The sequence below is a fragment of the Lysinibacillus sp. 38-6 genome, assembly GCF_046245175.1.
Taxonomy (GTDB): Bacteria; Bacillota; Bacilli; order Bacillales_A; family Planococcaceae; genus Lysinibacillus.
Genome location: NZ_CP176417.1, coordinates 3,696,858 through 3,718,776 on the forward strand (window position 1 = coordinate 3,696,858; position 21,919 = coordinate 3,718,776).

General features: G+C 38.6%; 18 protein-coding genes. 14 read left to right on the forward strand and 4 right to left on the reverse strand.

From position 1 onward, the window contains the following. Window positions 1-24: 24 nt before the first annotated feature. Window positions 25-255, reverse strand: coding sequence for a DNA-binding protein (locus tag ACKVEV_RS18825; RefSeq protein ID WP_409367737.1), 231 nt, complete (start codon window positions 253-255; stop codon window positions 25-27). Window positions 256-398: 143 nt separating this feature from the next. On the opposite strand from ACKVEV_RS18825, the gene ACKVEV_RS18830 reads away from it, so the two are divergent. The 4 genes from ACKVEV_RS18830 (at window position 399) to ACKVEV_RS18845 (ending at window position 4,384) form a co-directional block, all read left to right on the forward strand. After that, the gene (locus tag ACKVEV_RS18830) at window positions 399-1,280 is read left to right on the forward strand and encodes a DMT family transporter (RefSeq protein ID WP_409367738.1); all 882 of its coding nucleotides are present in this window, start codon (window positions 399-401) and stop codon (window positions 1,278-1,280) included. 76 nt (window positions 1,281-1,356) lie between these two features. Further along, window positions 1,357-2,049 (forward strand): response regulator transcription factor, encoded by a 693-nt coding sequence (locus tag ACKVEV_RS18835; protein ID WP_409367739.1) that lies wholly within the window; start codon window positions 1,357-1,359, stop codon window positions 2,047-2,049. After that, a complete protein-coding gene (locus ACKVEV_RS18840; protein ID WP_409367740.1) occupies window positions 2,027-2,182 on the forward strand; it encodes a hypothetical protein in 156 nt (51 codons plus the stop codon). Before ACKVEV_RS18835 ends, ACKVEV_RS18840 begins: the two co-directional genes overlap by 23 nt. A gap of 15 nt (window positions 2,183-2,197) precedes the next feature. Continuing rightward, a complete protein-coding gene (locus ACKVEV_RS18845; RefSeq protein WP_409367741.1) occupies window positions 2,198-4,384 on the forward strand; it encodes a sensor histidine kinase in 2,187 nt (728 codons plus the stop codon). 246 nt (window positions 4,385-4,630) lie between these two features. Here the strand turns inward: ACKVEV_RS18845 and ACKVEV_RS18850 are convergent, their stop codons facing one another. Next, a complete protein-coding gene (locus ACKVEV_RS18850; protein WP_409367742.1) occupies window positions 4,631-5,779 on the reverse strand; it encodes an acyl-CoA dehydrogenase family protein in 1,149 nt (382 codons plus the stop codon). A gap of 161 nt (window positions 5,780-5,940) precedes the next feature. Here ACKVEV_RS18850 and ACKVEV_RS18855 point away from each other — a divergent pair, with 161 nt between their 5' ends. The 4 genes from ACKVEV_RS18855 (at window position 5,941) to ACKVEV_RS18870 (ending at window position 11,116) form a co-directional block, all read left to right on the forward strand. Beyond that, a complete protein-coding gene (locus ACKVEV_RS18855; protein WP_409367743.1) occupies window positions 5,941-7,020 on the forward strand; it encodes a metallophosphoesterase in 1,080 nt (359 codons plus the stop codon). Between the two features lie 202 nt (window positions 7,021-7,222). Continuing rightward, on the forward strand, window positions 7,223-8,056 hold the full coding sequence (locus ACKVEV_RS18860; RefSeq protein WP_409367744.1) for an undecaprenyl-diphosphate phosphatase: 834 nt from the start codon (window positions 7,223-7,225) through the stop codon (window positions 8,054-8,056). Between the two features lie 308 nt (window positions 8,057-8,364). Continuing rightward, window positions 8,365-9,657: a protoglobin domain-containing protein gene (locus tag ACKVEV_RS18865; RefSeq protein WP_409367745.1), complete on the forward strand. Its 1,293-nt coding sequence runs from the start codon at window positions 8,365-8,367 to the stop codon at window positions 9,655-9,657. Between the two features lie 496 nt (window positions 9,658-10,153). Next, entirely contained in the window at window positions 10,154-11,116 is a 963-nt protein-coding gene (locus ACKVEV_RS18870) for a 2-hydroxyacid dehydrogenase (protein WP_409367746.1), read from the forward strand. A gap of 80 nt (window positions 11,117-11,196) precedes the next feature. On the opposite strand, the gene ACKVEV_RS18875 is transcribed toward ACKVEV_RS18870, so the two are convergent. Continuing rightward, a complete protein-coding gene (locus tag ACKVEV_RS18875) occupies window positions 11,197-11,997 on the reverse strand; it encodes a TIGR00266 family protein (protein WP_409367747.1) in 801 nt (266 codons plus the stop codon). A gap of 376 nt (window positions 11,998-12,373) precedes the next feature. On the opposite strand from ACKVEV_RS18875, the gene ACKVEV_RS18880 reads away from it, so the two are divergent. The 4 genes from ACKVEV_RS18880 (at window position 12,374) to ACKVEV_RS18895 (ending at window position 18,601) form a co-directional block, all read left to right on the forward strand. Continuing rightward, window positions 12,374-13,852, forward strand: coding sequence for an aldehyde dehydrogenase family protein (locus ACKVEV_RS18880; RefSeq protein WP_409367748.1), 1,479 nt, complete (start codon window positions 12,374-12,376; stop codon window positions 13,850-13,852). Between the two features lie 26 nt (window positions 13,853-13,878). Further along, window positions 13,879-15,051, forward strand: a complete 1,173-nt coding sequence (locus tag ACKVEV_RS18885) for a saccharopine dehydrogenase family protein (RefSeq protein WP_409367749.1) — start codon at window positions 13,879-13,881, stop codon at window positions 15,049-15,051. Window positions 15,052-15,061: 10 nt separating this feature from the next. Beyond that, window positions 15,062-16,255 (forward strand): acyl-CoA dehydrogenase family protein, encoded by a 1,194-nt coding sequence (locus ACKVEV_RS18890; RefSeq protein ID WP_409367750.1) that lies wholly within the window; start codon window positions 15,062-15,064, stop codon window positions 16,253-16,255. 243 nt (window positions 16,256-16,498) lie between these two features. After that, entirely contained in the window at window positions 16,499-18,601 is a 2,103-nt protein-coding gene (locus ACKVEV_RS18895; RefSeq protein ID WP_409367751.1) for a beta-propeller domain-containing protein, read from the forward strand. Window positions 18,602-18,844: 243 nt separating this feature from the next. On the opposite strand, the gene ACKVEV_RS18900 is transcribed toward ACKVEV_RS18895, so the two are convergent. Next, complete coding sequence (locus tag ACKVEV_RS18900; RefSeq protein ID WP_409367752.1) at window positions 18,845-20,254, reverse strand: polysaccharide deacetylase family protein; 1,410 nt, start codon at window positions 20,252-20,254, stop codon at window positions 18,845-18,847. Window positions 20,255-20,624: 370 nt separating this feature from the next. Between ACKVEV_RS18900 and ACKVEV_RS18905 the strand changes: the two genes are divergently transcribed. Next, window positions 20,625-21,377 (forward strand): threonine/serine exporter ThrE family protein, encoded by a 753-nt coding sequence (locus tag ACKVEV_RS18905; RefSeq protein WP_409367753.1) that lies wholly within the window; start codon window positions 20,625-20,627, stop codon window positions 21,375-21,377. 12 nt (window positions 21,378-21,389) lie between these two features. Then, window positions 21,390-21,857 carry a threonine/serine exporter family protein gene (locus ACKVEV_RS18910; RefSeq protein ID WP_409367754.1) on the forward strand — a complete coding sequence of 156 codons (468 nt, stop codon included), beginning with the start codon at window positions 21,390-21,392 and terminating at the stop codon, window positions 21,855-21,857. Window positions 21,858-21,919 lie beyond the last annotated feature (62 nt).

Below are 21,919 nucleotides of genomic sequence, written 5' to 3' on the forward strand. Positions count from 1 at the left end.
TTGAGTGCCTGGCACTTTTGAAGTTTAGTCTTCATCCTTCACGTCGATATCTTCAGGAATAGGTGTGTTGCGCCATATTTCGATTTCTTCTTTTATGCGTTCTAATTGTTCAAAATAGGTGCTAAACTGTCCACTATTGATTAATATTTGGTCACCATCAAAAGTTGAACGAATGCGTCCTTCATAGACAAGTCGTCGTACCTGTTCCTCGGGCATGCCAAGTTCAATGGCTGTTTCTTCAATTGTTTTATACATAATTGGTCGCTCCTTTTAATGTACTTATTATACCTTCTCTTTTATAGAAAACATAATAAGAGAAAGTAGATAGGGAATTGTTTGATTCTGGATAAATCTGTATAGTTACGAGTAAAGGTGTTATAAGTAGGAGGGAATAAGCCATGGTCTATCCATACTTTTTTGTACTTCTAGCAGCTATTTTATGGGGCATGACAGGGACAGCTCAAACCTTTTTAGATAAGGATGTGTCTTCTATTGGCGTAGCGACTATTCGTTCAGCCATCGGTGGAGGACTACTTTTAGTTGTAGTGGTGTTGCTACGTAAAATCTCTTTTCGCACATGGTCCTGGAAATGGACACTATTAGCAGCCGCAAGTATTGCATTATTCCAAGGTCTTTTTTTTACATCCATCCGTCTAACAGGTGTAGCGATAGGAACGGTTGTGACAATTGGCAGTGCACCTATGTTTTCAGGTGTATTGGAGTGGCTACTATGGAAAACACGTCCAACGAGCGTGTGGGGCATAGCCACCATGATGACCATTACCGGGTGTATTTTACTGTTCATTAATAATGGAGATGGCGCTATTCATATAGGGGGCATCGGGCTAGCCGTCTGTGCAGGCGTATCTTTTGCCGTCTACACAAATATGAGCAAAAAACTAATGGCACAGCAGGAAGCATTACCTGCGGTGGCCATGACATTTTCAATTTGCGCATTATTATTACTACCGTTTTCCATTAGCGGTGGTTTTAGCTGGTTAGCCGTTACTCAAAACTTTTGGACAATGCTTTTTATGGGCGTTATGTGTACAAGCATTGCGTATTTATTGTTTTTAAGTGGACTTCAGAAAATTAACTCATCCTCTGCTGTAACGTTATCACTTGCAGAGCCTTTAACTGCGGCTATGCTTGGTGTCTTGCTTGTTGGCGAACATTTAAGTGCAACGTCTTGGTGTGGAGTAGCGATGCTGCTTGGCGGTATTGTAGTACTGACTTTTGCTGGTAGAAAAAATATATCAAATGAAAATAGAAAAGCTTAAGAAATTCTTCATTTTTATCCTTATTGGTTTTTAAGATTTTATATGTAGACTATTAATTGAGAGCGAGGTGTATATCATGACGAAGTTAACCGTTCTTGTGACAGACGATGATCAAGATATTCGTGATGGTATTGAAATTTACTTAAAAAATGAAGGCTATCATGTCATTAAGGCAGCGGACGGTGTGGAAGCACTTGAAAAGCTAGAAAACAATGAAGTACATTTAATTATTTTAGATATTATGATGCCCAATATGGATGGTATTACGGCGACGTTTAAAATACGTGCAGAACGTAATATACCCATTATCATGCTGAGTGCAAAAGCGGAAGATGGCGATAAGATTCATGGCTTATCCGTAGGAGCAGATGATTATGTTACGAAACCGTTTCATCCATTAGAGCTATTGGCGCGTGTTAAATCACAATTGCGTCGTTATGTACAACTTGGGACGTATCATGACGAAGCAGCAAAAGTAGAGATTGATGGTTTAGTACTCGATGAAGATGCCAAGGAAGTTGTGTTGGAAGGGGAACCTGTTCGTCTAACTCCAATTGAATACAAAATTACAGAATTACTAATGAAAAATGCAGGACGTGTTTTTTCGATTCGAGAAATTTATGAACGTGTCTGGAATGAGGAAGCTTATAATGCAGAAAATATTGTAGCGGTCCACATTCGGAAAATACGTGAAAAAATTGAAGCAGATCCGAAAAATCCACGTTATTTAAAGGTGGTATGGGGCGTTGGCTATAAAATGGAAAAATAAAATAGAGAAGTTTATCACAATTGCAGGGTTTTTGGCAGGTGTAATCGGTCTTGTTTATTTCGGCATTTATGCTTATCAAATGGTTAATTCTCGCTCCTCCGAAATGTTACAATTTTTAGAAAAAATTTTTTAGAGGAGAGTCGACAACATGAGGAAAAAATGGAAACCTCTACTGGCGCTACTTTGTTTAACATGGTTCATTTTCGGTCTATTTACATTTTCTAAAATTGGCTATCGATATGTAGGAAAATCATATTTTCAATCCGAAAATTTTCAACATGAACTGGATAATTTCCAAGCAGATTTAGGACCGCTAGTATTAAATTTACCAACCGCTGAGGAATTGAAAAGCAAGATTACCGTTTCCCAAAATGAAATTGAGGAACACCGTAATTATTACGGCTCACTGGGCACGCAAATTGATAATATTAAGAGTCAATATGAGGAGCGTATTCAAGAAGCGGCTAATAATAATGCGGCGGAATTAAAGACAAAGCTTGAAGCTGAGCGAGATGCCAAAATAAAAGATATAACGAAAAACTTCGAAGATGACGAATATGTCCGTAAGAAAATTGAGGCGCAAAAGGGTGTGCTCATCGATCAATATATAAAAGCTGTCAAAGATGAAGCAAAAGACTTTGTGAAAAATTATAGTTATTTTTCTTATGAATTAACAAATGATGATGGAGATACGTATCGTTTCGGAAATATCAATGACAGTAATGTTTATAAAATAACATATGCGGCACATCCATTACGAACAGGAAATATTAGCAACAATTCAAGCCATATTTTTTATGGTTCGGACGTTTACGTAGATTCAGACGTATTGAATGAAACGACTGAATACACTGGCACGATTACTATTTCTAAAAAAGCAGCCCAATCGGCAGCAGTAATGCAAGGCTATGATCAATTTAAACGCAATCAATTTATGTATTCAATTATTTGGTTAACAAGTATTATAGCCGCAGTGTTTGTTTGGAAATGGCGTAAGGAATTACTACCAACAATAAGCGGCTTAAAGGAAAAAGAGATGGTAGCTAAATACCGCATTGATTTCCAAATTGCTTTGTTATTCGTTACAGGTTGTATCTACTGGTATTTTTCATATATTGCATTTGAGACAATTGAAAATACGTATCAATACAATTATGTAAGTTTCTTAATTGATTTTGTAGTGCAAGCATTTGTATTAATTAGTATTGGTGTAGCATTTTTCGTCCAAGTGATTTGGTTATATGAGCGCGTCAATACAGTTGAAAAGTTAAACGAAAATATAAAAGATAGTTATTTATGGGGCATCGGGGAATCGATGACGGATTTATTTTTAAATCGATCAATTGCCTTACATTCGATAGTTATGATTGCAGCTGCCTTTTTTGGTGGTGGTAGTTTTGTTGCGAGTGTGACGATGGGCGGCGGATTTCCGGTAATGGTATTCGGCTTATGTGCGATTGTCGGTATCCCAGCAATGGTTGTCTTCCTATCTAAAATGGGCTATTTAAATCGCATTATGAAGGATACAAAAGATATGGCTGAAGGACGTCTTAACCGAGATGTAAAAGTGAAGGGGAAATCACCACTTGCAGCTCATGCAGAAAATTTGAATCATTTACGCGAAGGTGTTCGTACATCCATGCATGAACAGGCAAAGAGTGAACGTTTAAAAACAGAGTTAATTACAAATGTTAGTCATGATTTACGTACTCCTTTAACATCGATTATTACGTACACAGATTTACTGAAAAATCCGGATATTACGGAAGAAGAACGTAAGCAGTATATTCATATTCTCGATAAAAAATCAGACCGTTTAAAAGTACTAATTGAGGATCTTTTTGAAGTGTCTAAAATGGCGAGTGGTAATATCGAGCTTCATCGCAGTCGTGTGGATGTGACACAGCTTGTTCAGCAGGCGGTAGGGGAGCATGAAGAGGATTTATGTAAGGCACGCTTAGATTTACGCATGTCGATGCCTCAAGATGCTATTTACGCTTACGTTGATGGTCAAAAATGGTGGAGATTAATCGATAATTTAATCGTCAACGTATTGAAATATGCTTTAGAAGGTACACGTGTTTACGTTACACTGAAAAGAACGGCGAATGGTGATGCTGAATTTACAGTGAAAAATGTGGCAAAATATGAAATAAGCGAAAATGCTGATGAATTATTTGAGCGCTTTAAGAGAGCGGATGCTTCCCGTCATACGGAAGGTTCTGGATTAGGCCTAGCCATTGCACAATCCATTGTAGACTTACATGGCGCACGCATGAGCATAGAAGTAGACGGCGATTTATTTAAAGTAATCGTACGTATACCGGCAGTGTAAAAAGCTTCTTTGCCAAGAGGTACTGCATAACATAGAAGTGAGCACTAGTTGTTGGAAGCGAAGGCGGCGACTCCTGCGGGAACGCACACAGCGTAAGACGCAACAAGCCGCGCGTAAGCGAGGGTTGCGGCTTACGTGTGTGCCCGCGGAAAGCGCCCGCCGTAGCGGACAACAACGGTATAGAAAAAGAGTTAGATTGATAAAATCAATCTAACTCTTTTTGCAATTCATGGGACTAACAATGCTTTATAACCCTGTATTTTTTGCAATAATCATTTTCATTACTTCATTTGTACCTGCGTAGATGGACATTACGGGTATATCACGATAACGTCTGGCAATTTTATAATCCTCCATATAGCCATAGCCACCGTGCAACTGCATACACTGTGCAGACATCTCCCGAGCATTTTCCGTAATCCAGTATTTCGCCATCGACACCTTTGTCACAACGTCCTTGCCGGCAATATGTTCTTCAATTAAAGCTTCTAAAAAAGTTTTGCCAAGCTCTACTTTGGTCGCCATTTCAGCAATTTTAAATTGCGTATGTTGGAAATCACTTATCGATTTTCCAAAAGCCTGACGTGATTTTACATAATTGATTGTTAAAGCAAGCATATCTTCAGCTGCAGCTTGAGCCGCAATGGCCACAGCTAAACGCTCCTGCTGTAGCTTTTCCATCATGTAGGTAAAGCCTTTACCTTCTTCACCTAGTAAGTTTTCTACTGGAACACGACAATCTTCAAAAAATAGTTCAGCCGTATCTTGTGCATGCATGCCTACTTTTTCTAGTTTACGCCCCTTTGTAAAACCTGCTGTACCTTCTTCGATAACGAGCAGGCTAATACCCCGATGCTTTTTCTCTGCGCGAGGGTTTGTTTTTACGGCGACAACGACTAAATTGGCATGAATACCATTTGTAATGAAAGTCTTTTGCCCATTTACAATATAATAATCTCCATCTCGTATGGCCGTCGTTTGGATATTGGCTAAATCCGAGCCCGTTCCTGGTTCCGTCATAGCGATGGCTGTAATCGTTTCTCCTGTTACACATTTAGGGAGCCAACGTGATTTTTGCGCATCTGTTCCATAGGCTTCAATGTAAGGGACAACAATATCATTATGCAAACCGACTCCGATCAGGCTTGAGCCTATGCGTTCCAGTTCTTCTTGAATAATGACACCAAAGCTGAAATCTAAACCAAGACCACCATATTGTTCTGCTACTTGTGGACATAAATAGCCTAATTGTCCAAGCTTATGCCAAAAATTAAGTGGAATAAGACGATCCTTTTCCCATTGATTATATTGGCCCTCTGCTTCTTCGGCTAAAAACTTACGTAACGTTTTGCGGAATAGCTCATGTTCTGTTGATTCAAATTTATACTTTCCCACCTAAGTTCGCCCCCCTTTGATTTGCTCGTTTATGAATTAATTTTCTATTTATACTAAAATGTTACTGGAATATGATATGAAATAAAAGTGCTTTTAGAAATACGATAGCGATAATGTAATGCTATAATCACAATGAATATATGAAAGAAGAGGACCGGTATATGGCAAAAATGACGATAGGCGTTCTTATTGTAGGCATATATAGTGCTTTAACTTTTTATTTAGGATGGGGCTTAAAGCAATGGCTTGAAGCGATGAAGTGGTTTCACTTTCCAGTTCTTTATTGGCTCGTACTGTATATCATTTCTTTTAGCGTTATTATCGGAAGAGTGCATAAGTCATTACGATTGTTTTCAGTGATAGGGAATTACTGGATGTTTATATTCGAATATGGCTTGCTACTTTGTGTAACAGCCCAAATTGTTCTATGGTTAACGCCATTAAACAATATTCGACTAGTTGGTAGTGTGGCTGTTATGGTGTTCTTAATATTGTGGATTGTCGGTTCCTATTTGGCATATTCTCCAGTAGTTCGACAGTTAAATATTACGATGGATAAAATGGACAGCGAGTTATCATCGATGCGCGTTGTTGTTGCTTCTGATTTTCATTTAGGTGTGTTATCAAATAAAAAACATTTGCAACGTTTTGTTAACTTATCAAATGAAGCGAAGCCGGACGTTGTTTTTTTAGCTGGAGATATTGTGGATGATGATCCAAAATGGTTTGTTCAAGAAGGAATGGCGGATGTCATGAAACAGCTCACAGCTACTTATGGTGTGTATGGTGTACTTGGTAATCACGAATATTATGGAAAGAAAATACCTGCATTTGTAGAGGAAATGAAAAAAGCAGGTGTGGAAATTTTGCGAGATGAAACAATTCTAATTGACAATGCGTTTATAATAACAGGCCAAGAAGATATTACGAATAAAGAAAGGCAGCAACTCGAAGCATTGAAACTGAACGAGCATTTACCTTGGTTGGTGATGAATCATACGCCAGATGATTTAACAACGCCAGCGCAAGCAGGGGTAAATCTCCATATGTCTGGCCATACACATCGAGGGCAACTATGGCCGAATCAGTATATTACGGCACGTGTTTTTGAGCTAGATTATGGTTATAAGAAGAAGGGACAAATGCATACACTTGTTTCATCGGGCTTTGGTTTTTGGGGACCACCAATGCGCATAGGTAGTCGTTCAGAGTTATGGGTAGTTGATATTACTTTTCAGTAAAAGAGGTAGTATAAGAAAAAAGAGTAGCTTATAATAGGTTGGTGCATTCTTAACAATACCGTCTTACTTATGTTGATGTTTCGCCCTAATCAACTAGAGGTCGGATTAAAATTGAAAGCACAAAGTGCATTAGTTAATGCTGTAAAAGCTGTTTTCCCCACAGAAAACAAATGTAGAATAACGTTAAAGGTAAGGTGACATAGTGGATATAATTGAATTATTAAAGGCACTTATTTTGGGCTTTGTCGAAGGGATGACAGAGTTTGCTCCTGTATCGTCTACAGGTCATATGATTATTGTGGATGATATGTGGTTAAAGACAGAGGAGTTTTTAGGAAAGTATCCGGCCAATACATTTAAAATCGTTGTCCAGTTAGGATCAATCTTAGCGGTTATCGTCGTGATGTGGAAGCGTATGTTAAGCTTAGTTGGTTTATACAATATCGATGGACAACCAAAATCAATGAAAGGTCGCTTCAATTTAATGCATGTCATTGTTGGTATGCTGCCAGCAGTTATACTAGGTTTTGCATTTAAAGACTTTATTGATGATCATTTATTTAAAGTAGAGCACGTTATATATGCATTAGTTGCTGGGGCAATTTTAATGATTGCAGCCGATAAATTTGCGCCAAGAAAACCTAAAGTTAATTCATTAGATGATATTTCTTATGGCATGGCGTTTAAAGTTGGATTAGTGCAATGTTTATCATTATGGCCAGGCTTCTCTCGTTCGGGTGCAACGATTTCTGGTGGCGTTCTTTTTGGTATTAGTCACCGTGTAGCGGCTGATTTTACATTTATTATGGCTGTTCCAATTATGGCAGGTGCGAGTCTCGTATCAGTATTGAAAAACTGGGATACACTTTCAATGGATTATTTAGGATTTTATGTAGTCGGTTTTATTAGTTCATTTGTTTTTGCATTACTATCTATTAAGTTTTTCTTAGCGCTCATTTCAAAAGTAAAACTAATGCCGTTTGCAATCTATCGCTTGGTATTAGCTGCGGTACTAAGTATTATTATTTTTATGTAAATGAAAAAAGTCACTCAATTGTCACAACAATGAGTGGCTTTTTTATTGGAATTAAATATTTCTACTTCGATACTGAATATAAAAATATTATATTTATCATTTTAATATCAAATATATGATAATTTATAAGGTATTTATGCTTATTTAATATGTATTGTTAGTGACATTTGGTGGTTGGGTAGATAATTCTTACTGAACTATTGTATCTAGTATTAGAAAAACTCTATAATTAATTAAGAAGGTCATCATCCATTTTCTGATAATTGATCTTTAGATTTATACAATAAATTATTTTATGGGGTGGAGAGATGTTTCAATTTAAGAATAGACCTAAGCAAAATTCGATTGCTATCAATGATGTGTCAAATACAGGTGTAATTATACAAGATCAGGAGCGTCTGTTACAGTTGCATCTCGTCAATCTCACAAAAGAGGATTTACAGTTAATAAAAAGTTTAAAACCATATGTCGAGCAACATGTTGTGGAAGTCGTTGAAACGTTTTATAACGCTGTAGAAAGTGTACCTTCTTTGCGAGAGGTTATTCAAAAGCACAGTTCAAGTGAGCGCCTTCGCCAAACACTTCGTCACCATATAATTGAAATGTTTGAAGGGCGAATAGATAATGCTTTTATAGAAAAACGGCGAAGTGTTGGGAAGATGCACGTCAAAATAAATTTATATCCAAAATGGTATTTAGCAGCATTCCAAAATTTAGAAAAATCTTTACTTAAAATTGTATATAATTTACAGTTAGCAAAAGGGGAAGAGGAAAAGTTTTGCGACGCTATCAGTAAAATTTGTAATTTTGAACAGCAAATTGTTCTAGAAGAATATAACAACTACTCCGATGCTTTAGTAGAGGAGCAACGAAAAAGTGTACGAACACATATCAAGGATATTGTCGGCGGGATATCGACGCAATTAGAGGTCCAATCACATGAAACAAATGAGTCAGTTATGGAGCTGATTTCGAGTACGAAACAAGTGAATGCCTACTTAAAGGAAAGTATTAATGAAGCTAAAACAATGCAAATGGTTTCTTCGGAAGGCTATTCAAAAATCGTCTTATTAAATGAGCAATCAGGAAAAATAAATGATAAGACAGCTGAGATGGCGATGATGGTGGAGGAGTTAAACGATTCTTCCTCAAAAATTAATAAAGTCATTGAAATGGTGAAAAGTATTTCGGGTCAGACAAATTTACTAGCATTAAATTCCGCTATTGAAGCGGCAAGAGCAGGGGAACATGGAAAAGGATTTGCAATCGTGGCGGATGAGGTGCGGAAGCTAGCAGACCAAACGAAGGAATCTGTGGAACAAATTGCAGATTTAATCGGTATGTCCAATGGCATTACGAAACATGTTGTGCAAGCGATTCAGGAAATTCAGGAACTCGTTAATAATAGTATTGAGCAAAATTTGAACTCATTAAAAGCTTTTGATGCCATATCAGGCTCGGTAGAAGGCTCTATCGTTAACTTTCAAAATGTCGGAAGTCAAATAACTGAGTTGGCGAATATTATTGAATCGATTGGCGAATCGTCGGAGCAATTAGAACGTGCCGCAAGTCGCCTTGATGCGACGATTAAAGATTTCTAACGAAGCAAGATTAAAGTCTTTTCACAATTAACATAAGTGTAAAGGACGACCATGGGTGATTTCTAGTGCGTATGGTTTAATGTGGTATACATACTGAGCGGAAAGCATCCACTATTGAGGACAACTATAAAACGCTAGTTGATGGTAGCAAAAGGGGCGACTCCTGCTCAGAACAGCACACAATGTAAGACGAAACAAGCGGGTTGCGGCTTACGTGAGTGCCCGCGGAAAGAGCCACCTAGGCGGATATCCACGGCAATAAAATAAGTGTTCGATTGAAGGCAGTCAATCGAACACTTTTTCACATTAAAAAGGATAAAATCACGTATCAGTAGGATGAATTCAGCTAAATCGAGGATAGATTTACAAAAAGCTATAAAATACATATTTTCAACTTGCTAAATGCAAAGATTGGCTATAAAAGCTTGCTTGTGACCTTACAATATTAGTGTTACGCTAAAGGCAACATGGGGAAATGAATAAGGGGTGTTGAAATATGAAAAAGAAATTATTTATTACACGTAAATTTCCTGCTCAATTTGTTGAGCCTTTAGAGGAATATTATGATATCGAACAATGGCAAGAAGAAGAAACCGTTATACCGCGAGACAAACTTTTAGCTGCCGTAGCGAATTGCGAAGTATTGTGGGTAACGATTGCAGATCAAGTTGATGAGGAACTACTTAAACACGCCCCCAATTTAAAGCTAGTAACAAATTTAGCAGTTGGTTTTAATAATATTGATGTGCCGGCACTGCGCAAAAAAGGCATAATGGCAACGAATACGCCAGGTGTTTTAACAAATACGACAGCTGATTTAGTATTCGGTCTATTACTAGCAACTGCACGTAGAATACCAGAAAGTGAGCGCTATTTACGTGAGGGTAAATGGGAGAGCTGGTATCCAATGCAGTTGGTTGGTAAAGATGTATCGGGTTCGACGATAGGGATTATCGGCATGGGACGTATCGGTCAGGCGGTTGCAAGACGAGCGAAAGGCTTTGATATGAACGTCTTGTATCATAACCGTAGACGACGCCATGAAGCAGAAGAAATGTATGGCTTTCGCTATGCATCCTTAGAGGACCTTTTAACGAAATCTGATTTTGTTGTTATTATGACACCTTATAATAGTGATACTGTTGGCTTAATAGGCGCGAAGGAGCTTGCGTTAATGCGGGAAGATGCTGTATTAATTAATGCTTCGCGTGGAGGAATTATTGATGAACAGGCTCTTTATGAAGCATTGAAGAATGGCAAGCTTTGGGCTGCCGGGCTTGATGTTTTTGAACAGGAACCCGTTACATTAGATCATCCGTTGTTAACCTTACCTAACGTTGTTGCATTACCACATATAGGGAGCGCTTCATTGAAAACAAGAACGGCTATGCTAATGCTGAATGTCAATGCACTGATGGCTTATGGGCAGGGCAAGCCGTTATCCAATAGAATCGACTAAAGTGGTTTAGATATTGTAGGGTTGCTGCCTTTTATCGAAAGGAAGCAACCCTAACAAGAAATCAGCTACCTGGAGTATGGTTACTTATTAAACATATCAAATAGTCCGCCGATACCGCCCTCACCTGATGAATGTCCGCCACCGCCTTGCGAAATTGGAGCAGCTGCAAAGACACGACTTGCTAATCGGCTAAATGGTAATGATTGAACCCAAACAGTACCAGGACCGCGTAAAGTTGCAAAGAAAATACCTTCACCACCAAATAGTGCAGTTTTTACACCGCCAACCATTTCAATGTTGTAATCAACATCAGATGTCATTGCGACTAAACAACCCGTATCAACACGTAATACTTCGCCAGGTTGTAACGTTTTTTGATGAATTGCCCCACCTGCGTGTACGAAGGCCATACCATCACCTTCAAGCTTTTGCATAATGAAGCCTTCACCACCGAAGAAGCCTACACCTATTTTCTTCTGGAATTCAACCCCAACGGAAACACCTTTTGCAGCCGCTAAAAAAGCATCCTTTTGACAAATAATTTTACCCTTATGTTGACTTAAATCCATTGGAATAATTTTACCTGGATATGGCGATGCAAAATAAACATGGCGTTTTCCTGTCCCAACGTTTGTAAAGGTAGTCATGAATAAGCTTTCACCTGTTACTAATCGTTTTCCTGCACCAAGTAATTTCCCCATAAAACCGCTTTGGGAACTGCCTCTTGAACCATCACCAAAAATTGTTTCCATATGGATAGCATCATCCATCATCATTAAAGCACCAGCTTCTGCTACTACCGTTTCTTGTGGATCAAGTTCAACTTGCACATATTGCATGTCATCTCCAAATAATTTGTAGTCGATTTCATGGTTATTCATCGTGTAATTCCTCCAATTTCTTGTAATGTTAATGTATACGATTATTGGTCACTTTAGTTTCATTACATAATTAATAATTTTAGAAAAAAAGGGAATAAGATAGAAAATGTCGAATATAAAAAACTAGAATGTGTATTATTTATCTTTGTGGTCAGTTGTTTCTCAAAGTGTTGAAATAATGCACTTTTTTAGATGACTGATAACGAAGATAAAGCCTTTGGCAAATGGCACCGATTGGTATTGCTTGCAGACGATGCGCAATAAGGAAAATCGGGATTTTGGCATTTCACAACTATACACGCGATGTAGTGCGCAAAAAAGCGCAAGCGACGTATACAAAGCCAAGGCATCATAGACATATCAGGGGGTGTTTGTAATGGAAATCAAAAACTATATCGGTGGTAAGTGGGTTACACATTCGCATTTACAACGTATAGCAGTAACGAACCCTGCAAATGGAGAGCACTTAGCAACAATACCACTCTCAACTGCAAACGAAGTATTGGAAGCGGTTACTGTAGCGAAGGCAGCACAAAAAAATTGGGCACTTGTGCCAGCACCAAAGCGTGCAGACTATTTATATGCCATCGGTCAAAAGATGAAGGAAAAGAAAGAGTATTTGGCGACCGTTTTAACAAAAGAAATGGGTAAGGTGATTGAAGAAGCAAGAGGCGAGGTACAGGAAGGCATCGACATGGCTTATTATATGGCAGGAGAAGGACGACGTTTGTTTGGGGAGACAACGCCGTCAGAGCTTGCCAATAAATTTGCTATGAGCGTGCGAGCACCAATAGGCGTAGTGGGCCTTATAACGCCGTGGAACTTCCCGGTTGCTATTGCTACGTGGAAGTCTTTCCCTGCTATTGTCGCAGGCAATACGTTCATATGGAAACCATCCAATGAAACACCGATGATGGCGTATGAAATGGGGAAAATTTTTGAAGAGGTAGGTTTGCCAGAAGGGGTAGCCAATATTGTTTTTGGCACGGGACCAACCGTAGGAACAGCATTAATTGAGCATCCCGATGTAAAGGTCATATCGTTTACCGGCTCTACTTCAACAGGTAGTAAGGTAGCTGAACTTGGTGGAAAGCATTTAAAGAAAATTTCGCTAGAGATGGGCGGCAAAAATGCTGTCATTGTTATGGATGATGCAGATTTACAGCTCGCTACAGAAGCGATATTATGGAGTGCATTTGGCACAGCTGGCCAACGCTGTACAGCATGTAGTCGTGTCATTGTGCATAAAGATGTAAGAGAGGAATTAGAAAATCGTCTACTAGAAGCAATGCAGTTTTTAACAATAGGAGACGGTTTAGATGAAAGTGTGAAAATCGGTCCGGTGATTAATAGAGCGGCATTGGAGAAAATTAATCATTATGTACAGATTGGTAAACAGGAAGGTGCAACGTTATTAGCAGGAGGCAAAATTTTAAATGAGGCACCTTACGATAAAGGCTTTTACTATGCACCAACATTATTTACAAATGTAAAGCCTCATATGATTATCGCGCAGGAAGAGATTTTTGGTCCTGTCGTCTCTTTAATTGAAGTTGCATCCTTAGACGAAGCAATTGAAGTCAATAACGGTGTGAAATTTGGCTTATCAAGCTCTATCTTCTCACAAAATGTTAATACAATTTTCCGCGCTCAACGCGATTTAGATACAGGTATTGTTTATATCAATGCAGGTACAACAGGTGCAGAAATCCATTTGCCTTTTGGTGGCACGAAGGGGACAGGAAATGGCCATCGTGATTCCGGTGTTGCAGCACTGGACGTCTACACGGAATGGAAGAGCATTTACGTTGACTACAGTGGAAAATTACAAAGAGCACAAATCGATACAAAATAACAGATCAATGAAAGGGGATGTTCTTGATGAAAGTTGTTGTATTAGGTGCAGGATTGATGGGGAAAGAAGTAGCTCGTGATTTAATAAAAAATAATAATGTTGAACGTGTCATTTTAGGGGATATCGATGTAAAGACAGCTCAAAACTTTGTTGATACATTAAATACAAATAAAGTGGAAGTTGTGGAGCTTCATGCAGAAAATGATGACTCGTTAACATCGGTTATTGCAAAAGGCAATGTGGTAGTCAATGCACTGTTTTATTCATTTAATGAACGCGTTGCGAGGGCTGCAATTGAAGCTGGTGTGCACTCAGTCGATTTAGGCGGGCATATTGGTGGTGTCACGGATAACATTTTGGCATTACATGAAGACGCACAAGCTAAAGGCGTGACGATTATTCCTGACTTAGGTGTAGCGCCGGGCATGGTCAACATATTAGCAGGCTATGGTGCAACGAAATTAGATGAAGTTGAATCGATTAAACTTTACGTAGGTGGTATTCCAACAGAACCGAAACCGCCACTTCACTATACACGTGTCTTTTCTTTAGAAGGGGTGTTTGACCACTATACCCAGCCTTCTAAAATGATTCAAAAAGGTAAACTAGAAGAAGTACCATCGCTATCGGGCATTGAGCCTATCTATTTCGATGGATTTGGTGTGCTGGAGGCATTCTATACATCGGGTGGTATATCCACGCTTTATAAAACATTCCCGAATGTCCACACATTAGAATATAAAACAATTCGTTATAAAGGGCATGCTGAGAAATTTAAATTGTTAGCTGATTTAGGATTTTTAGATGCTAGCAATAATGTAGAAGTAGAAAATCAGGAAGTACCTGTAAGAGCGGTTGTCAGAGAAGCGCTGAAGAAAAAGCTAGAACTTGGAACAAAGCCTGATGCGGTACTATTACGGGTAATTGTTGCAGGTGAGAAGGCACAACAGCAGGTCACATATGAATACGAAATGGTTGTACGTAAAGATATGACAAATAATGAAACGGCGATGGCTCGTGCAACAGCGAATACAATTTCTGTTGTGGCTCAAATGATTGGAGAAGGGGCAATTACAAAACGTGGTGTCTTTGCTCCAGAAACGATTGTGCCAGGTGAAAGGTACATTAAAGAAATGGCAACACGTGGTGTTGTCATTAAAGAAACATCTCATAAGTCGGCAATGATTGTGAAATGGTAGGTGGAGGGCATTGAATTTCGAATTTACAGCGGAGCAAGAAATGCTGCGGAAAACCGTCCGCCAGTTTGTTGACGATGAGATTATGCCACATATTGCAAAGTGGGATGCCGAGGGGGGCTTTGATGCAGGCATTTGGTCAAGGCTTGCTGAGCTCGGCTTAATGGGAGTTTGTGTACCGGAAAAGTATGGTGGTAGCGGCATGGATTATAATGCGCTTGCCATCGTTTGTGAGGAACTAGAACGCGGGGATACAGCTTTTCGAACAGCTGTATCCGTCCATATCGGGTTAAATAGTATGACGCTTATGCAGTGGGGGACGGAGGCGCAAAAACAGCAATATCTTGTGCCACAGGCGAAGGGTGTACGTATTGGGGCCTTTGGGCTGACCGAGCCTGGAGCGGGTTCTGATGTAGCAGCCATGTCAACAACGGCAGTACGAGATGGTGATTTTTATGTGTTAAATGGGCAAAAAACGTGGATTTCTTTATGCGATATCGCTGATCATTTTATTGTTTTTGCCTATACGGATAAATCTAAAAAGCATCATGGTATTAGTGCTTTTATTGTAGAACGCTCAATGGCGGGCTTTACCTCTAAGGCGATTAAAGGTAAGTATGGTATCCGTGCTGGCAATACGGGCGAGCTATTTTTTGAGGACGTCCGCATTCCGGTTGAGAATCGTTTAGGTGAAGAGGGGGAAGGCTTCAAAATTGCTATGTCTGCGCTGGATAACGGTCGTTTTACAGTGGCAGCAGGCGCAGTTGGCCTTATTCAAGCGTGTCTTGAAGCTAGTGTGAAATATTGTCATGAGCGCGAGACGTTTGGTAAGCCTATCGGCGAACACCAACTTGTCGGGCAAATGATCGCCAAGATGGAAGCGGGTTATCAAATGAGTCGCTTGCTCGTTTATCGGGTCGGCGAGTTGAAAAATAACGGTATTCGTAATACAAGGGAAACGTCATTAGCAAAATGGCAAGCTTGCGATTTTGCTAATAAAGCCGCAGATGACGCAGTGCAAATTCATGGGGCGTACGGTTATTCAGATGAATACCCGGTTGCACGTTTCCTCCGCAACTCGAAAGCGCCAGTTATTTATGAAGGGACACGTGAAATTCATACCATTATGCAAGCCGATTATGTTCTTGGTCGACGTCATGATAAGCCATTAGCCAAAATGCTACCAAAGTGGCCGTTTGAAGAGTAAACGAAGTACATTGAAATTTAAACGCTAAGCGAAACTGACAAAAGGCATCCAGGAAGACACATTCCAGATGCCTTTTGTTATTTTTGTTTAATATGAGTGACAGGCACTCAAACAATTCTGAAAATTATACCTACTGTAGATTTTGTATTTGCTTTTATTTTTATGAAATTTTTTCTTAAAATGTAACTTTATATCCTTGAAATAGTCTAATTAAAAAACAAGTATATGAAGGGGTGGAAAATAATGAGAGGTAAATGGTTAGCTATCATGATCATCGTTGTTTTAGCTGTCTTGCCTGGGATATTCACAGTAATGATTTCCCCGACGGCACATGCTAAAGCGGCAAGTACCATTATGTCAACGCAAAGTTGGGCAGTATCTTTTACACAAACATTAAAGACTAAAAATATAACGGATGAATATGTCTATGTTACCGATAAAGAGGGGCAAAAGGTGGCAGCAACGATTACATTGGGGGATGATAAAAAATCGCTTGTTGTTAGTAAACTGTCGCCGGGAAGTTATCAATTACATGTAAAAAAAGAAGCTTTTGCTTATAGTTCACTTAAAACAAAAACGCATGAAATTGACTTTACGGTGATTGATAAACTAGAGGCTGTCAAATCCGATAAAGAGTTGCAACAATATTTTGAAGCACTCGTGGCAAATGGTAATGTAGAGAGAGAAATGAGTGTTCGTGAAGATAGTGCTTCAAGTAGTAAAGATAGCGCTTCTTTAGCTGATAATGCTTCTACAACAAACAACCAAGTAGAAGGTGTCGAGGAAGGCGATATAGTTGTTGTCAAAGATGGCTTTATTTACGCTATTAAAGATCAAGTTATAACGGTTGTTGATGCAAATAATCCAAAAAGTTTAAAACTGGCAACAACAATTAAACAAAAGGAATCTCAATATATTACGAAGTTAGCGTTATACGATAATGTGTTAATTGCTATCGGAGAAGAATATATTGAAAAAGCAAACACAAGCATGTCGACGGCCATGTTTTACGATATTACCAATGCGAAAAATCCACAATTAATCCGAGAAGTGGCTCAAGAAGGTTATTTACAGGATATCCGTATTACAAATGATACATTGTATTTAATCGGCACTATGCATCCGAATTATTGGATACTGCAAGAAGAAGGCACAGCGGATTTAAAGCCGAAAATGTATGATAGTGCTGTAAGCAAAGAATATAATAGCTTGCCTGTTGATAAAATTTCAATTTTACCAAACACAATGGACGGCACTTATAGTTTAATTACGGCAGTCGGTTTAAAAAATGGCGTTAAAACTGTAGCGAATACAAAAGGTTATTTAGGTGGTAGTAGTGGCCTTTATATGTCACAAGATGCACTTTATTTAACAACGCCCATTTATGAAGGCAATCAAGTAGTGCCAACAGGCGGCATAATGAAGGATCGAATTTGGATGCCTGTATCCAATAATACACAAGTATTTAAATGGGACGTAGATGGAACAGCCTTGAACTTTGTCGGCACAAGTGAAGTCAAAGGTTCTGTGTTAAACCAATATTCAATGGATGAATACGAGGGGAATTTCCGCATTGTTACAACAGAGGGCAATATGTGGGACGAAAAAAATATTTCCCGCAATCATCTGTTTATTTTAGATAAAAATTTAAAAGAAATTGGTGCAGTGAAAAATCTAGCGCCGGGGGAAAAAGTATATTCAGCACGCTTTATGGGCGAAAAAGCGTATGTCGTAACATTTAAGCAAGTGGATCCACTATTTGTCATCGATGTAGCGAACCCGAGAAAACCAATGGTGCTAGGAGAACTGAAAATCCCAGGGTATAGTAACTATTTACATCCGTTAGATGATACGCATCTTATCGGAATTGGTTATGACACGGAAGAACGCTTTGACGCTTATACGAAAAGTAATTTCACGGTCACGACGAATATGAAAATGTCGTTATTTGATGTCACAGACTTCAACAATCCTAAAGAGCAATCGACGGTGAAAATAGGCGGTAAAGGCTCTTATTCGGATGTGCAATACAATCCAAAAGCATTGTTCCGTCATAAAGACTATCATTATTTCGGCTTCCCAGTCGTTCTTTACGAAGCGGAAAGTGACGATGAAGTGAAATACCAAGGTCAGGGCGCACAAATTTATGAAATTACAGCGGAAAAAGGTATTGTTCTAAAAGGAAATATCATGACTAAAAACACAAATGAGCCGTACGAAAATTGGGAGCAAACTGTACAACGTGTAGTGTATGTAGGAGATGCTTTATATACAATTGCACGCAATGAAGTGAAAAGCTACCAACTGAACGATTTCAAAGCGCTCGATACATTAATTATTAAATAAGCAGTGAGTTAACGAAATCGCTGATAGAATTTGGTGAATCGCCGGTAAGATGGGGGAAATCGCCGATAGAAGCCCGCGAATCGCTGATAAGATGGGGGAAATAGCCGATAGAAGCCCAGGAATCGCTGATAGGACAGAGGAAATCGCTAGTAAAGGCCCGTAAATCGCCAATCAACCTGTAGGGATTTACAAAAAAAGAAAGTGTTAGATTGATTACAGTCAATCTAACACTTTTCTATTTTCCTATTGACGATATGGGAGAATTTCAGATACAGTCACAAATTCATAGCCTTCGCTCTGTAAGTAGGCGAGAACAGCATCAAGACCATCTGCAGTGGATTGATGAATATCATGCATTAAAACGATGGCATTGTTGTGTAAATTATTTTTAATATATGTTAATACTAATTGTGAATTGCGATGTTTCCAGTCCAATGTGTCGATGCTCCATAGTACGACTGGAACAGGAATTTGTGCATTGATGTTATCATTGGTAGCGCCATATGGAGGTCTAAAAACAGTTGCACCTTGATTGAGTGCTAATTCAATTTCATTTGCAGTAGACGTATATTCTTTTAGTACTTGCTCCATTGGCATTTTAGTCAATACCGGATGGTTCCATGTATGATTGCCGATTTCATGACCACGCGCTAGCACATCTCTCGCGATATCAGGATAGTTCTTCACACGACTGCCAAGCATAAAGAACGTAGCTTTAGCATGGTATTTATCGAGCGTATTTAAAATTTGTTCTGTTACTTTCGGATGTGGACCGTCGTCAAACGTTAATGCAATCCGTTTAACATTTGGATCGCCTGGTGTCGTAGGCTTTGTAGGTTCCATCGTCTCCATAGCAATCTGAAAATCTGAAGCTAGCAATGGATTAATAAGCGATAGAGAAAGCTTGACGATTGGTGCACCTGCTGAGCCACTTGCTACTTCATTTTCATCAAAGTAAAAATGGATGGAGTCATCGATAATGGCAAAGCGATTAAAGTTTTCCCACTTTGGCTCGGTTACTTTAAGTACCTCTTGTGGATTCAGCTGATCCTTTAACTGTACGTTTTGCTGTAAGTCTTTGCGAACATACGCAGCTAAAGTTGCCAGGTTATTGTTATCGTTCTGTAATAGCGTCTGTATACTAATTTGCTCACCTGTCTTTTCGTTAAAGAAAAATGTTGTTGTTGAAACGTCATGTTTTGCTCCACCTAAATACTGCATTTTTGTCAGGACAAAGGAATAGTAATGTTCATGATAGGGGAAGGTTTCCATATTTATCGTAAGCTCACCTGATGCTTCTTTATTTTTATTTTTTGCCATAGCTAACAGATAGTTTTCTTTAGCATCCGTAATATATTGTAGGACGGCATCGTTAAAAACTTTATTCTCTGTTTGTGGATAGTGTAAGGCAAAAGGTGTACGTTTGTCTTTAGAAACGTCAGATACAATACGTATGCCTGGAAACGCAGAGTTTTCTGTGGATAATTTACTTGTAGTTTCACCAGCTGTGTCTTTTGAGGCACTAATTTTTTGGAACTTAAAATCGTCCTTAGACAGTATAATGACAAGGATGATGGATATTAATGTAACAATGAGTCCGATTAACAGAAAATCAATTAATGGACCGCGTCTTTTTCTGCGTACCTGTAACAAGGTAAAATGCTCCTTTCTAAAATTATTCTTCTATAAAATCAGACGTGTGAGACTATGGAAAAGTTATAGAAATCTACGAAATTTTTTTGAATTAAATAGAAATACAATAAAAATATAGTATATGTAACAGTTTTTCATAAGCAACACGAAAAGTATGTAAAAATACTTGTTCAAGCAAACCCTATTTTACAAAATAAAGCCCACTAAAAATCGATTAATAAATGGATTTTGATTTGAAGACATCGTATCATTTAGCGACAGATACAATTATTCCAAAATATAATTGATATATCGAAGATTTTTTGTTGAGTTTTTATTTGCAGTTCGTTACTATATGCAAGGAACCTTTTGAAGGAGGTAGATAACTGGAATGCAATCACATGAAGTGGATAATGAACTTACTATTGACTGCTTGCTACTTGCAGGACGAATTATGATTGAAAGTGGTGCAGAAACATATCGTGTGGAAGATACGATGTTGCGTATGGCACAATCTCAAAATATGCTAGATGCGCAATGTTATGCTACACCTACAGGGATCATTTTTTCGTTAGGTAAGACACAGCCGACGAGAATCACTTCGATTTCCAGTAGGGTCACAGATTTGCAAAAAATATCCTTGGTAAATTCAGTATCTAGAAGACTCACATCTCACATAATATCATTAGAAGACGCTTATGACGAGCTAAAGTCGATACAAAAAACAAATTATTTTTTACCAATTTATATACAAGCATTTGCCGCAGCACTTGCAAGTGGCTGTTTTCTGATTATGTTTAAGGGTGGTTGGTCAGATTTTCCCGCAGCCTTTATAGCAGGTGGATTTGGCTTTCTCACACTTATTTTAATAAATCATTTAACAAAAGTGAAATTTTTCTCAGAATTTACGGCGTCGTTAATTGTTGGTAGCATTGCTTTTTTTGCAGTGAAATTTAACTATGGTACAGAACTCGATAAAATTATTATTAGCTCTGTAATGCCATTAGTGCCAGGTATTTTAATTACCAATGCGGTAAGGGATTTAATGGCAGGTCATTTTATGTCAGGGATGGCAAAGGGAGCGGAGGCATTTTTAACAGCCTTTGCTATCGGTTCGGCAATTGCCGTCATCCTATCATTTTAGGAGGCGGAAGAAATGGATATAATCGTACAATTAATCGTAAGCTTTTTTTCAACTGCAGGTATTGCGATTATTTTTAATGTACCTAGAAAAACTTTGTTTCATTGTGGATTTGTAGGTGTTATTGGCTGGATTATTTATTATCTATTAACAGAGCGTGGCATGGATGTGGTAGACGCATCATTTTTTAGTTCATTTATCATTGCGATTGTCGCGCATTTATATGCACGACGCTTTAAAATGCCGATGATTATCTTTATTGTAGCGGGTATCATTCCACTTGTACCAGGGGGGATGGCTTACAATGCAATGCGTAATGTGGTCGAGGATGATTATTTACAAGGCTTACAGTATGGGCTGAAGGCGTTTTTAATTACCGGTGCCATTGTGATGGGATTAGTTTTTGCAGAGGTATTCATGCAGTTTGTGTTTCGAGCTGTACGTTCGAGCAAGGCTAAATTACAAAAGTCTTACAAGAAGTAATATACTTCTTATTAAAAAGAGCTGTTTCTTAAGTTTGTATACTTAGGAACAGCTCTTTATCG

Coding starts and splice junctions, on each gene's coding strand:
- ACKVEV_RS18865 (WP_409367745.1), top strand. CDS start 8,365: ATGTTTCAATTTAAGAATAGACCTAAGCAAAATTCGATTGCTATCAAT.
- ACKVEV_RS18870 (WP_409367746.1), top strand. CDS start 10,154: ATGAAAAAGAAATTATTTATTACACGTAAATTTCCTGCTCAATTTGTT.
- ACKVEV_RS18875 (WP_409367747.1), bottom strand. CDS start 11,997: ATGAATAACCATGAAATCGACTACAAATTATTTGGAGATGACATGCAA.
- ACKVEV_RS18885 (WP_409367749.1), top strand. CDS start 13,879: ATGAAAGTTGTTGTATTAGGTGCAGGATTGATGGGGAAAGAAGTAGCT.
- ACKVEV_RS18905 (WP_409367753.1), top strand. CDS start 20,625: ATGCAATCACATGAAGTGGATAATGAACTTACTATTGACTGCTTGCTA.
- ACKVEV_RS18845 (WP_409367741.1), top strand. CDS start 2,198: ATGAGGAAAAAATGGAAACCTCTACTGGCGCTACTTTGTTTAACATGG.
- ACKVEV_RS18835 (WP_409367739.1), top strand. CDS start 1,357: ATGACGAAGTTAACCGTTCTTGTGACAGACGATGATCAAGATATTCGT.
- ACKVEV_RS18825 (WP_409367737.1), bottom strand. CDS start 255: ATGTATAAAACAATTGAAGAAACAGCCATTGAACTTGGCATGCCCGAG.
- ACKVEV_RS18895 (WP_409367751.1), top strand. CDS start 16,499: ATGAGAGGTAAATGGTTAGCTATCATGATCATCGTTGTTTTAGCTGTC.
- ACKVEV_RS18855 (WP_409367743.1), top strand. CDS start 5,941: ATGGCAAAAATGACGATAGGCGTTCTTATTGTAGGCATATATAGTGCT.
- ACKVEV_RS18880 (WP_409367748.1), top strand. CDS start 12,374: ATGGAAATCAAAAACTATATCGGTGGTAAGTGGGTTACACATTCGCAT.
- ACKVEV_RS18910 (WP_409367754.1), top strand. CDS start 21,390: ATGGATATAATCGTACAATTAATCGTAAGCTTTTTTTCAACTGCAGGT.
- ACKVEV_RS18830 (WP_409367738.1), top strand. CDS start 399: ATGGTCTATCCATACTTTTTTGTACTTCTAGCAGCTATTTTATGGGGC.